At 63.9% G+C, this 13690-nt stretch carries 6 protein-coding genes; 4 read left to right on the top strand and 2 right to left on the bottom strand.

Annotated elements, in window-relative coordinates; translation table 11 throughout:
- The first annotated feature begins 3 nt into the window (after nucleotides 1-3).
- The 4 genes from ACEN8I_RS01935 to ACEN8I_RS01920 all read left to right on the top strand — a co-directional run bounded on the left by ACEN8I_RS01935 (nucleotide 4) and on the right by ACEN8I_RS01920 (nucleotide 10677).
- Nucleotides 4-5985, top strand: a complete 5982-nt coding sequence (locus tag ACEN8I_RS01935; RefSeq protein ID WP_413325719.1) for an alpha-2-macroglobulin family protein — start codon at nucleotides 4-6, stop codon at nucleotides 5983-5985.
- The gene (locus ACEN8I_RS01930) at nucleotides 5982-7199 is read left to right on the top strand and encodes a serine hydrolase domain-containing protein (protein ID WP_413325717.1); all 1218 of its coding nucleotides are present in this window, start codon (nucleotides 5982-5984) and stop codon (nucleotides 7197-7199) included. The genes ACEN8I_RS01935 and ACEN8I_RS01930 overlap by 4 nt, the downstream gene beginning before the upstream one ends.
- A complete protein-coding gene (gene pbpC / locus ACEN8I_RS01925) occupies nucleotides 7196-9451 on the top strand; it encodes a penicillin-binding protein 1C (protein ID WP_413325715.1) in 2256 nt (751 codons plus the stop codon). Before ACEN8I_RS01930 ends, pbpC begins: the two co-directional genes overlap by 4 nt.
- A 77-nt stretch (nucleotides 9452-9528) precedes the next feature.
- Complete coding sequence (locus ACEN8I_RS01920) at nucleotides 9529-10677, top strand: L-lactate dehydrogenase (RefSeq protein WP_413325713.1); 1149 nt, start codon at nucleotides 9529-9531, stop codon at nucleotides 10675-10677.
- Nucleotides 10678-10963: 286 nt separating this feature from the next.
- Here the strand turns inward: ACEN8I_RS01920 and ACEN8I_RS01915 are convergent, their stop codons facing one another.
- Both ACEN8I_RS01915 and ACEN8I_RS01910 read right to left on the bottom strand, forming a co-directional pair.
- Entirely contained in the window at nucleotides 10964-11449 is a 486-nt protein-coding gene (locus ACEN8I_RS01915) for a hypothetical protein (protein ID WP_413325710.1), read from the bottom strand.
- Nucleotides 11450-11463: 14 nt separating this feature from the next.
- Nucleotides 11464-13578, bottom strand: a complete 2115-nt coding sequence (locus ACEN8I_RS01910) for an RHS repeat-associated core domain-containing protein (RefSeq protein WP_413325708.1) — start codon at nucleotides 13576-13578, stop codon at nucleotides 11464-11466.
- Nucleotides 13579-13690 lie beyond the last annotated feature (112 nt).

Genomic DNA, 13690 nt, shown 5'->3' with positions numbered 1-13690 from the left:
AACGTGAGCCCAACCATAAAAAAAGCCGCCCTGGCACTGATCGCGGCGGCCTCGCTGCATGCCCATGCCCTGCAGGTCACCAGTCTCTCACCCCAGGGCGAGGTCGCGCGTGTGCGGCAGATCGTCGCCAAGTTCGATGAAGGGGCCGTCAATTTCGGCGACCCGAAAGCGCCCGCCCCGCTGTCGCTGAGCTGCAGCGACGCCCAGGCCACCAAGGGTTCGGGCCGCTGGATCAACGAGCGCGAATGGGCGTTTGAATTCGAGAACGACCTGCCGCCCGGCGTGAGCTGCACAGTCAACCTGGTCGGCACCTTCAAGTCGCCCAAGGGCCAGCCGGTGGCGGGCCCCTCTTCCTACAAGTTCAACACCGGCGGTCCGTTCATCCAGAACCTGCGCCCCGGCACCTACCAGCGCATCGACGAAGAGCAGTACTTCCTGCTGCAGCTCAACGGCCCTGCCACCTTGCAAAGCGTTCGCGAAAACGTCTGGTGCGCGGTCGAAGGCCTGGGCGAGCGCGTGCCCGTCAAGCTGATCGAGGGCAAGGAGCGCGAGGAGCTGCTCAAGTCCCAGGGCCTGGAAAAGGCCGCGGCAAGCGAGCCGCTGCGCTACGTCACCCTGGCCTGCAACCGGCGCCTGAGCTCGGCCAGCAAGCTGCAGCTGGTCTACGGCAAGGGCGTGAGCACGCCCAGCGGCGTGCCCAATTCGGTCGAAAAACGCTACAACTTCCAGGTGCGCGAGCCCTTCTCCGCCAGCTTCAGCTGCGAGCGCGAAAACGCCCAGTCGGCCTGCCTGCCGATGCGGCCCATGAGCCTGTCTTTCAATGCGCCCGTGCCGCGCAAGCTGGCCGAGGGAATACGCCTCAAAGGCGACAAGGACACGCTCAAGCCCTCTTTTGAAGAAGGCAACAGCGACGGCGACAACGTGGTCACCAACATCACTTTCAAGCCGCTGTTTCCGGAACAGGCCCAGTTCTCGCTGGAGCTGCCGCGGGATTTCAAGGACGCCTCGGGCCGCACGCTGCGCAATGCCGACAGCTTTCCGCTGAAGGTGGCCACCGGCGCAATGCCGCCGCTGGCGAAATTCGCCGCCTCGCCCTTCGGCATCGTCGAGCGTTTTGCCGAACCCAATACCAAGCCCGGCGACCCGGCCCTGCTGCCGGTGACGCTGCGCAACGTGGAAGCGGCCCTGCAGGTCAAAGGTCTCGCCCCGGGCGCCGGCAAGGTCAGCGACCTGCAGCCGCGCACCGACGCCGACATCATTGCCTGGTTCCGCAAGGTGCAGCGCTATGACGAATACGAAGTCTCGCGCAAGGCGGCGGCCGCCGACGTCAAGGGCCCGCTGCCCAAGCCGCTGGAAGCGCGCGACAAGGACCATGTTCAGTCGCGCATGCTGTCTTTGCTGGGCGGCCAGGCCGGCGTGAAGACGCTGGACCTGCCCAAGCCCGTGGGCAACGACCCGCGCCCCTTTGAAGTCGTGGGCATCCCTCTGGCGCCCGGTTTCCATGTGGTCGAGATCGCCTCGCAAAAACTCGGTACCTCGCTGCTGGACGAGCGCCACGGTGCGAGCCGGACCATGTATGTGCGCACCTCGGCCCTGGTGACCAACCTGGGCGTGCATTTCAAGCTGGGCCGCGAAAACTCGCTGGCCTGGGTCACCACACTCGACAAGGGCACACCGGTGGCGGGTGCCACGGTGCGCGTCTCGGGCTGCAACGGCACCGAAGTCGCCAAGGCGGTCACTAACGCGCAGGGTATCGCGAATTTCAGCGAACTGTCGTCCGAGCCGCCGCGCTGCTCGGGCAGCAACAACGACGACTACCGCAATGCCTATTTCGTCAGCGCGCGCAGCAAAGTAGCCGGTGTCGAAGACCTGGCCTTTACCTGGAGCGACTGGCACAAGGGCATAGAGCCCTGGCGCTTCAATGTGCCGACCAGCCGCGACCCTCTGCCCGACGAGCGGGCCCACACGATTTTTGATCGCACCTTGCTGCGGGCCGGCGAGACCGTGTCCATGAAGCATGTGCTGCGCACCGAAACCAGCAAGGGCTTCGGCCTGCCCGAGGGCACGCCGGCCACCCTGGTCGTCACCCATGTGGGCAGCGGCCAGCAATACACCCAGCCCATCAGCTGGCGCAAGACGGCCACCGGCGGCCTGAGCGCCGAGAACACTTTTGCGATCCCGCCGGCCGCCAAGCTGGGGATTTACGAAGTCCAGCTCAAGGCCCCGAACGACAGCGGTAAGGGCCGGGGCAACCGCGCCCGCAGCTTCAGCAGCGGGCAGTTCCGTGTCGAAGAGTTCCGCCTGCCGGTGCTCGAAGGCCGCATCAACCCTTCCGAGAAGAAGGCGCTCATCAACGTGAAGTCCGTGCCAACCGACGTGCAGATCAACTACGTCTCGGGCGGCGGCGCCGTCAACCTGCCGGTGCGTGTATCGGCGCTGGTGCGCGCCAAGAGTTTGAGCTACAGCGACTATGAAGAATTCAACTTCATGCCGCCGCGCAACAACCGCGACAGCAGCGGCAACCAGGACAACGAAGAACGCACAGCCTCGCAAGACCAGCGCGTGATCGCCGACAAGCTGCCGCTCACGCTGGACCGCAACGGCGCGGGCAAGCTCACCATCAACGACATCCCCGCGCACAGGCAGCCGCAGGAGCTGCTGATGGAAGCCAGCTATGCCGACCCCAATGGCGAAGTGCAGACGATACGCAGCGTCTCCACCGTCTGGCCCGCCGCCGTGGTGGCCGGTATCAAGACCGAAGGCTGGGTTTCCTCCAGCCAGAAAATCAAATTCCAGGCGCTGGCGTTGGACCTCACAGGCAAGGTCGCCCCAGGCGTATCGCTCGAGGTGAAAGCCGTGGCGCGCATCACCACCACCAGCCGCAAGCGCATGGTGGGCGGCTTCTACACCTATGACAACAAGACCGAGACCAAGGACCTCGGCAGCGTCTGCAGCGGCAAGAGCGACTCGCGCGGCCTGCTGCTGTGCGAGACCAAGCTCGGCGAGCCGGGCGAGGTGGAACTCATCGTGACCGCCAAGGACAAGGACGGCAACACCATTCAGGCGGCCAGCAATGTCTATGTCACGCGCCAGGGCGAGCTCTGGTTCGGCGGCGAAGACCACGACCGCATGGACGTGTTGCCCGAAAAGAAAAGCTACCAGCCCGGCGAGATGGCCAAGTTCCAGGTGCGCATGCCTTTCCGCTTCGCCACGGCACTGGTCGCGATTGAACGCGAAGGCGTGATCGAAACCCAGGTGGTGCAGCTCAACGGCCAGGACCCGACCGTCAACCTGCAGATCAAGGAGGGCTGGGGCCCGAATGTGTACGTCAGCGTGCTGGCCCTGCGCGGCCGGCTGCGCGAAGTGCCCTGGTACAGCTTCTTCACCTGGGGCTACAAGGCGCCGCGCGAGTGGTGGACTTCCTTCTGGTACGAAGGCCGCGAATACGTCGCGCCCACCGCGCTGGTTGATTTGAGCAAGCCGGCCTTCCGTCTGGGCGTGGCGGAAATCCGCGTGGGCACCAAAGCCCACCAGCTCGACGTGAGCGTGAAAGCCGACAAGGAAAGCTACGCGGTGCGCGGCCAGGCGAAAGTCACCATCACGGCCAAGCTGCCCAACGGCCAGCCGGCCGCCAACGCCGAAGTGGCGCTGGCCGCGGTGGACCAGGCGCTGCTGGAGCTGATGCCCAACGACAGCTGGGATTTGCTGGGTGCCATGCTGCAGCGCCGCGCCTGGGGCGTGGAGACCTCGACCGCGCAGATGGAAATCATTGGCCGCAGGCACTACGGGCGCAAGGCCGTGGCGGCCGGCGGCGGCGGCGGGCGCAGCAACACACGCGAGCTGCTGGAAACCCTGCTGCTGTGGAACCCCAGCGTGGTGCTGGACGCCAAGGGCCAGGCCGTGGTGACGGTGCCGCTCAATGACGCGCTGACCACCTTCAAGATCGTCGCTGTGGCCGATGCCGGCACCGGCCTCTTCGGCACCGGCCAGACCTCGATACGCGCCACGCAGGACTTGCAGATCATCAGCGGCCTGCCGCCGCTGGTGCGTGAGGACGACCAGTTCCGCGCGCAGCTGACCTTGCGCAACACCACCAAGGCCGCGATGAAGGTCGAAGTGAGCCCGCGCGCCACGCTGCTCGACCTGAAGCCGCAGACCGTGGACATCCCCGCCGGCGAGGCACGCGAAGTGGCCTGGATGGTCACCGCGCCCGCGCAACTAGCTCTCACACGCGCCGAAGCCATCCTGTGGGAGATCGAAGCCAAGGACACCATCAGCGGTGCGCGCGATGGCCTCAAGGCGCGCCAGCGCATCATTCCGGCCGTGCCGCTGACGGTGCAGCAGGCCACGCTGGTGCAGGTCGACGGAAGCTTCACGCTGGACGTGAACCCGCCGGCCGACGCCCTGCCGGGCCGCGGTGGCCTCAAGATGTCGCTGCAGCCAAAATTAGCCGAAGGCATGGACGGCGTGCGCGATTACTTCGCGATGTACCCCTTCATCTGCCTGGAGCAAAAAACCAGCAAGGCCGTGGGCCTGCGCGACGGCAAGCTCTGGCAGACCGTGCTGGCGCAGTTGCCCACCTACCTCGACAGCGACGGCCTGGCCAACTACTTCCCGCCGCGCGACGGCGAAGCCAACCGCGGCAGCGACGCGCTGACGGCCTACCTGCTGGCAGCCACACACGAGGCCTCCGGCCTCAACCCGGCTTTTGCCCTGCCCGACGAGGCCAGAGCGCCCATGGAGCGCGGCCTGATCGCCTTTGTCGAAGGCCGGATCCAGCGCGACTTCTGGAGCCCCCGCAAGGACCTCGACGTGCGCAAGCTGGCCGCGCTGGAGGCGCTGTCGCGCTACGGCAAGGCCCAGGGCCGCATGCTGGGCAGCATCACCATCGCGCCCAACCAGTGGCCCACGCATGCGGTGATCGACTGGCTCAACATCCTCAAGCGTGTGGCCGACGCGCCCCAGCGCGAGCAGCGCATTGCCGAGGCCAACCAGGTGCTGCGCTCGCGCCTGTCCTTCCAGGGCACCAAGCTGATCTTCAGCACCGAAAAAGACGACTACTGGTGGTGGCTGATGACCAACGGCGACGTCAACACCGCGCGCCTGATGCTGGCCGTGATGGACGACCCGGCCTGGAAGGACGACATGGGTCGCCTGGCCAATGGCTTTATCTCGCGCCAGCAAAAAGGCGCCTGGCACACCACCACGGCCAACCTCTGGGGCGGCCTGGCGCTGGACAAGTTCTCGGCCAAATTCGAAGCCACGCCCGTGGCCGGCGTGACCAAGGCCACGCTGGCCGCTGCCGCCGCGAGTGCGGCCAGCGTGGAGTGGGCCAAGGTCGACCGCGTCAAGACCACGGACGCGGCCGGCGCGCCCAACCAGACCACCTTCTTCGGCGCGCCGGCCTCGCCCGGCAACCTGCGCAACAACAGCATGTTCCTGCCCTGGGGCAGCGCCACGAAAGACACGCTGACCGTGACCCACCAGGGCCCGGGCAAGCCCTGGCTCACGCTGCAGTCCATCGCGGCCATACAGCTCAAGGAACCGTTCAACGCCGGCTACCAGATCAAGAAGACCATCACACCGGTCGAACAAGCCGTCAAGGGCGTCTACACGCGCGGCGACGTGATCCGCATCTCGCTGGAAGTCAACGCGAGTGCCGACATGACCTGGGTCGTCATCAGCGACCCGGTACCCGGCGGCGCGACGATTCTGGGCGGCGGCCTGGGCCGCGATTCCGAGATCGCCACCAGCGGCGAGAAGAAGACCGGCGCCGGCTGGCCTGCGTTTGAGGAGCGCAGCTTCGAGGCTTTCCGCAGTTACTACGAGTACCTGCCCAAGGGCGTGGTCAAGATGGAATACACCGTGCGCCTGAACAACGTCGGCGATTTCGCGCTGCCGCCCAGCCGCGTGGAAGCCATGTATGCGCCCGAGATGTTCGGTGAATTCCCGAATGCGCGGGTCAAGGTGGAAGCCGCGAAATGATCCAGCGCCGCGCCGTCGCCGCTTCGCTCGCAGCCGCACTCGCCGCGGGTATTGCCCTGCCGCGCGCGGCGGCCGCGGCGGCCGCCGACTGGCAGCGCAGCCTGGGCTACCCGACAGGCAGGGGCCCCAACGGCAACTGGACCGACAAGGACTACCGCATCGGCAATTATTCGGGCGGCTTCGAGGCCATGTTCCGCGCGCGCCCCATCGCCGCGCCGGCGCAGGCTTCCCCGCTGGTGGTGGCCTCGGCTGACAACCTCAAGGCCTTTGCACCGGTCGCGGCATCGGCGGCGGACTACCTCAAGGCCTGGCCGGTGACAGGCCTGCTGGTCGCGCGCAAGGGCCAGGTGCTGCTGGAGTCCTACCAGTTCGACCGCAAGCCCGAGATGCGCATGACCAGCTGGTCCATGGCCAAGAGCGTGACTTCGCTGCTGCTGGGTATCTGCCTGGACCGCGGCCTGATCCGCTCCATGGACGACACGCCGCAGATGTATGTCGAGGACCTCAAGGGCACACTGCACGGCGGCATCGCCCTGCGCCATCTGGCGAATATGTCCAGCGGCGCGGCCATACTGCACGACCGCGACAACCCCACGATCTACCCGCGCGCCTTCTCCGGCGGCAACACCGACCTGGAGGCCGTGGTGCGCGGCTGGAACGCCGTGCAGGAGCCGCCCGGCACCCGCTACAACTACAACGAGCTGTGCCCGCTGACCATCGGCATGGTGATACGCCAGATTACCGGCAAGCCCCTTGCCGCCTTTTGCGAGGAAGTCCTGTGGCAGCCCCTGGGCGCCGAGGGCGACGCCAGCTGGCTGTGCGACAGCAAGGGCAAGGAGTTCAACTGCATAGGCTTTGGCGCGCGGCTGCGCGACTGGGCCCGGCTGGGCCAGCTGATCGCGCAGAACGGTGCCATCGAAGGCCGCCAGGTCGTCAGCAAAAAATGGATAGACGAATGTTCCTCCTGGTCGGCCGCCGACGCCCAGGGCCGGCACGGCACGGCCATGCGCTATTTCGGCTACAAGTACTTTTTCTGGCACCCCAAGCCCGACGGCAGCTGGATGATGATGAACGGCCACCACGGCCAGCGCGTGCTGGTGGACCGCGTCACGCAGACCGTGCTGGTGCAGACCGCCGTGGACGCCGAGGGGCTCTGGCAGGCGCAGCTGCTGCAGCTTTTCAGCGCGGCGACCAAGCTGGGGTTGGCGGTATGAGCAGAATCAGACGCCACATCGCGGCTGCGCTGCTGCTGGCGGCGTGCACCACGGGCCCCGCCCACGCCGTCGCCAGCTTCGACGAAGTCAAGCGCGACTTCAAACCCTCCGAAACCCTGGTGCTGGACCGCAACGGCGAGCTGCTGCAGCGCCTGCGCACCGACAAGGCTGTGCGGCGCGGCCAGTGGGTGGCGCTGCCCGATGTGTCGCCCGCCCTGCGCACGGCGCTGGTGCTCAGCGAGGATAAGCGTTTTTACGAGCACAGCGGCGTGGACTGGCGCGCGGTCTCGGCCGCAGCCTGGGGCAATTTGTGGAACACCAAAACACGCGGCGCCTCCACCATCAGCATGCAGTTGGCCGGGCTGCTGGACGAAGACTGGCGCGCCGGCGCGGGCGGGCGCAGCATCACGCAAAAAGTCGGCCAGACCGTCTCGGCCCAGATATTGGAAGCGCGCTGGCGCAAGGACCAGATCCTCGAGGCTTACCTGAATCTTGTGCCCTTTCGTGGCGAAATGGTGGGTATAGACGCGCTGAGCCGCACACTGTTCGGCAAGGCCGCGCATGGGCTGGACGAACGCGAGGCGGCGATCGCGGCGGCACTGGTGCGCGCGCCCAACGCCAAGGCGGCGCAGGTTTCGCAGCGCGCCTGCGGCGTACTCAAGGTCATGCAAGCACCCGCCAAGGTGGACTGCGAGGGGCTCGATCTGTTTGCCGCCGCCGCGCTGCAGCGCAAGGCTTTTGATGCGAGCGAGGGCGTGGCGCCGCATTTGGCGCGCCGGCTGGTGGCCGCCCAGGCCGGCAACGCCCCAGGCCGGGTTAACGCGCCCTGGGCATTGGCCTCCACCCTACGCGCCCCGCTCCAGCGCTTCGCCGTGCAAACCCTGACCCAGCAGCTGCGCGAGCTGCGCGGCCGCCACGTGGAAGACGGCGCCATCGTGGTGCTGGACAACGCCACCGGCGAGGTGCTGGCCTGGGTGGGCTCCTCGGGTGAGTTGAGCGATGCAGCCGAGGTCGACGGCGTGACGGCCTTGCGCCAGCCGGGCTCCACGCTCAAACCATTCTTGTATGCACAGGCGATTGCCGAGAAGCGCATCACGGCGGCCTCGCTGCTCGAAGATTCCTCCTCGCAGATACAGACTTCGGGCGGCCTCTACATCCCGCAAAACTACGACCGTCAGTTCAAGGGCCTGGTGTCGGCGCGCACCGCGCTGGGCGCCTCGCTCAATGTGCCGGCCGTGCGCACGCTGGTCATGGTCTCGCCCGACGCCTTCCACAAACAGCTCAAGGCCGTGGGCCTGCCGCTCAAGGAATCGGGCGACTACTACGGCTACAGCCTGGCGCTGGGCAGCAGCGAGGTTTCGCTGCTGTCGCTCACCAATGCCTATCGCACCCTGGCCAACGGCGGGCGCTACAGCGCGCCCTCACTCGCGAAAAACCCCAAACCTGTCTTTAAACCGGCGCTGGACCCGCGCGCCGCCTTTATCGCGACCGACATCATGGCCGACCCGCTGGCGCGCGCGCGCACCTTCGGCACCGACAGCGTGCTGGCCACCCGCTTCTGGACGGCCGTCAAAACCGGCACCAGCAAGGACATGCGCGACAACTGGGCCATGGGCTTTTCGCAGCGCTACACCGTGGGCGTGTGGGTAGGCAATGCCAGCGGCGCGCCCATGTGGGACGTGAGCGGCACCAGCGGCGCGGCGCCCATCTGGGCGGCGCTCATGAATTACCTGCACAAGACCGAACGCAGCCGCGCGCCGACACCGCCCGCCGGCCTGGTGCAAAGCCGCACGCAGTTCGGCAATCAGGGCGGTACGCCGCTGGAGGCCGCGCGCAGCGAGTGGTTTATCCAGGGCACGGAGCAGGCGATGTTTGCCGCGAATTCCAGCACCGGCGATTTCGGCCCGGCCAAGGCCTCCAGGTCCGGCAAAAAAGCCACGACCGAACCCGACGCCCCGCCCCGCATCACCGCCCCGGCCTCGGGCACCATCATCGCGCTGGACCCGGACATCCCGCCCAAGCACCAGCGCATCAGCTTCAGCGCAGAAGGCCGCGGCACGCGCTGGCTGATAGACGGCAAGGAATTCGCGCGCGGCCCGCAGGCCCAGTGGTTGCCCTGGCCGGGCCGGCATGTGGTGCAGCTGGTCGATGCCGGCGGCAAGGTCGCCGACGAGATTCGCTTTGAAGTGCGCGGCGCCGGCGTGCACGAGGCCAAGGCCGCGGCCGGCGCCAAGGCGCCCGTATTGAAATAATTTGAAGCCCGCCAAAATTTATTCAATCGCCGGGCAGCCCAAACCCTTAGCATTGGGCGACCAAGGAGACTATCGCCGTGCCCGTGATCACCAATATTGAAGACCTGCGCGTCCTGGCCAAAAAACGCGTGCCCCGCATGTTCTACGACTATGCCGATTCCGGCTCGTGGACCGAAAGCACCTACCGCGCCAACGAGAGCGACTTCCAGAAGATCAAGCTGCGCCAGCGCGTCGCCGTCAATATGGAAAACCGCAGCACGGCCACCACCATGATCGGCCAGCCGGTCGCCATGCCCGTCGCCATCGCGCCCACGGGCCTCACGGGCATGCAGCATGCCGACGGTGAAATCCTGGGCGCCCGCGCCGCCAAAAAATTCGGCATCCCCTTCACGCTGTCAACCATGAGCATCTGCTCCATCGAAGACGTGGCCGCCGGCACCGACCGGCACCCCTTCTGGTTCCAGCTCTATGTGATGAAGGACCGCGCCTTTATCGAAAGCCTGATAGACCGCGCCAAAGCCGCCAACTGCTCCGCGCTGGTGCTCACGCTGGACCTGCAAATCCTCGGCCAGCGCCACAAAGACCTCAAGAACGGCCTGAGCGCCCCGCCCAAACCCACACTCTCCACCATCCTCAACCTCATGACCAAGCCGCGCTGGGGTTTGGGCATGCTGGGCACCCAACGCCACGGCTTCGGCAACATCGTGGGCCACGTCAAGGGCGTGGAGAACATGGGCTCGCTCTCGGAATGGACCGCCAAGCAATTCGACCCGGCCCTCAACTGGGGCGACGTGGAGTGGATCAAAAAACGCTGGGGCGGCAAGCTCATCCTCAAGGGCATTCAGGACGTCGAGGACGCGAAACTCGCCGTCAACTCAGGCGCCGATGCCCTCATCGTCTCCAACCACGGCGGCCGCCAGCTTGACGGCGCGATGTCCTCCATCTCCTGCCTGCCCGAGATCATCGCGGCCGTCGGCAGCCAGATTGAAGTGCACATGGACGGCGGCATACGCTCCGGCCAGGACGTGCTCAAGGCGATTGCCCTGGGCGCCAAAGGCACTTATATAGGCCGCGCTTTTCTCTACGGCCTGGGCGCCATGGGCGAACAGGGCGTGACCAAGGCGCTGGAGATCATCCACAAGGAGCTGGACCTGACCATGGCGTTTTGCGGGCGGACGGATATCAAGGCGGTGGATAGCGGGATTTTTGTGCCTGGGACTTACTGACTGTTGAATTCCGCGTCGATGTGCCCGCCTTTTTCGCAGTAACTTGACCCTATCACAACCTGAATTTTGCCCTTCAGTCCTATGCAAAGGGGTGTGACCAATGATTCTTCGTTCGATGGAAAAACGGATCAATCAAGCACGAAAATCCACAAGCTGGCCACCATGACCAATGCTGGTGGCACGGTGAACCCCAGCCTTAGCGACTAAGGAGTTGCAGGCGACCTTCTGTTTTAGGTTAAGAAGGAGATTGGCTGTTTGCTCTGGCAGGACAGACGTGAACAGTTATTTAGTTTGTAGCATTCCGAGCCGCACGCTTAATCTCTTGTCCAAGAATATAGAGGCCTTCATCTGCATAACCCCGCAAATCAGCGGCTTTCTGCAACTCTAGGCGCTTCAACTGTTGCAGCAAGTCAGATGCTTTAAATGACTCCAAATTTCGAGCGACAAAGTCGCAGACAGCAAAGCACAAATCCTTGTCCTGATAAGCCGCAAAGTTATCGATGAAGGCAGTCGTGATGCGTTCGCACTGTGCGCTGGTCAAAGCATCCCTCGAATTATTCACAGCAAGAATAAAATTCCAAACACCTGGCTTGTCGTAGTACTGCTTCTTCGATAGCAAGGCTAAGAAGAAATTTAAATGGGCATCGGGGAATCCATCGTGCTCAAGCAAATCATCCTCGAAGGTGTCAGCAAGCCGGCTGCAGAGAGCAGCACTACGCTCACTCTCTGCGGCAGAAATCTGAGTTAACAAATCGGGAAATTGATCGATCATTCGTGCCCCTCAATTTAACACAGGCACTCATCGCGGTGTTGCTCTTCGAGCTCTCTGAGCCTGCGCAATTGTCGATTCAAGAGTTTTTCGTGGCCTCTAACCGTATCTTTTAGCGCTTCTCCCGGCCCGATCCGTTGAGGCAAATTTTGAGGATTTGCTTGCAGGTCTGGGTAACGTTTGTTGTAAACCTCATCTTGCAAATTTTTTATTCGCTTTTGAAGGTTTTTACATTTTTGATCTTTTTTCGGATCGTAAGGATCCTGCTCTGGAGGAATGCCTGGGGTAACTACGGGATCAATCAATGTCCCAATAGATGGGCGAGCTAGAGAACCTGCTAGCGGCGCAATGACGGGCGCTGGAATTGTTACCTGCAGACCTGTTAGATCGGCATAACTTAACGGATCATTGTCGACGTATGCAAAGGTATTAATGCCCCCCTCAAGCCCAATCGGATCGGACTGCATATAGCGCCCGATTCTCGGGTCGTACTCCCGATTCCAGTTCTGGAACAATCCACTCTCTGCATCAAAAGTTTGACCGGGCAAGCGCTGGTTAAACGTGAAGGTCCCTAGGCTGCTGGGATTTTGATCAGGCGCCGTTGCACCAAAAGCCTCGGCCGAATCCCAGCGCCAAGCAATCGCTTCATCATTCTGGCGGGTGATGACGCGCGGCGCACCAAGCTGATCAGTCGAGACGTTGTAAAGGCTAATCGCAATGTTGCTCGCGCCCGCAGTACCTGTCTGCTTGACTACCCCGACCGGACCTCCCAGGTAAATGGTTTCATAGACCGGAGCTCCGTTCGCATCGTATTCGCCGAGTAGCTTACCTTCTTCGTCATAGACGAAATAAGCCGCACCGGTTGGAATAAGCGCTGTCGGCCCAGTCTTGCCAACCCGCAACTCCAGCGCGTTGTAGCTGTAGCTGACTGTGCCGCCGGCATTCGTCATGGTATCCAGCCGGCCCCGGTCGCTGTAGGTATAAGTATTAGCCCCATCACTCGTGATATTGCCCGCGGCGTCGTGCACGATGGTGGCCGTCCCCCCCACATCCTGGGTCTGGTTCAGCTTGTTGCTGGTGGCCGAGATGGTGTTGGGGTAGTTGGTTCCGCTGACAACTTTGGCCGTACGGTTGCCCGTGGCGTCATAGCTGTACTGGATAGCCGTAGCACCCAGGGTGGCGCTGATCAGGCGATTCAGGTTGTCATAACCAAAGCTCTGGTCCAGCGCGGGGACAGGAGTTCCATTGCTGGTGTGGGTGTAACCCGTGATACGCCCCGCGCTGTCACGAACAATGGTGCGGCGGATACCGGTTGTTGTCGGGTCACCCAGGTTATAGGCACTGATCTGGCCGTTCGCGTCATAGCTGATGGCCTGGGTCTTGGTGCTGGCCCAGGTCCAGCCGGTTATCTTGCTTTCGGCATTGGTGGTGATCCCCGATAGCAGGGGTAGTGTGCTGCCGGTGTTGGTACCCACGCCATTGGCGTTCGGCGGGTTGACCGCGATGCCCGAAACCACACCCTGTGCGTCATAGCTGTAATTGACCCGGGTGCCACTCGGATAGGTAATCGCCGTCAGCTTGTCCAAGGCGCTGCCTGTGTCACCCCAGGTGTAGCCAACAGTGAAAGTACGAGCGCCCGTTACCTGGGTCTTGCTGGTCTTGCGGCCCATGCTGTCGTACGTGTAGACCACCTGGCCGCTGGCATCCGTGATCTTGGTCAGTTCACCCATGACGGCCGGCGTGGGCGTGGTGCCACCGTCATACTCAAAGACACTGTCGGTCCCGGTGGCGTATTGCACACGGGTCAGGCGATCCCCGTTGTCGTAGGTGTACTGCGTAAGCTTGCCTCTGGCGTCGGTCTTGGTCAGCACCTTCCCAACGGCGTCATAGGTGAATTGACTCGTGCCCGTGTCCGGGCTGGTTTGTGCTGTGACGTTACCCAGGCCGTTAGGGCTGTAAGTCGTGGCCAGGTTGCGCGGGTCAGTGACCTGGGTCAGGCCGTCAGCGCCGTTGTAGGCAAAGCCGATGGTGGTTGGCGTAGCGGATCCGATATTGGCCGGCTGCTGGGTCTGTATCGGCCGGCCCAGGCTGTCGTAGTAGGTATAGCTGGCCAAGCCATTGGGGTCGAGCACGGTGGTGGGCCGGCCTGTTGAGTTTCACGTCGACCTGCCCCGCCTATTTCGCAGCCGCTTGATCCCATCACAACCCTGAAATCTGTATTCCGTCCTGCGCTAAGGGATGTCA

This window comes from Polaromonas sp. CT11-55, from assembly GCF_047303325.1.
In the GTDB taxonomy this organism is placed as follows: domain Bacteria; phylum Pseudomonadota; class Gammaproteobacteria; order Burkholderiales; family Burkholderiaceae_C; genus Polaromonas.
Note: the sequence above shows the minus strand (reverse complement) of the source record. Positions and strands in the feature narration are given on the sequence as shown.

Excerpts from the sequence above, each read along its gene's own strand:
- ACEN8I_RS01930 (WP_413325717.1), top strand. The coding sequence starts at position 5,982 with ATGATCCAGCGCCGCGCCGTCGCCGCTTCGCTCGCAGCCGCACTCGCC.
- pbpC (WP_413325715.1), top strand. The coding sequence starts at position 7,196 with ATGAGCAGAATCAGACGCCACATCGCGGCTGCGCTGCTGCTGGCGGCG.
- ACEN8I_RS01915 (WP_413325710.1), bottom strand. The coding sequence starts at position 11,449 with ATGATCGATCAATTTCCCGATTTGTTAACTCAGATTTCTGCCGCAGAG.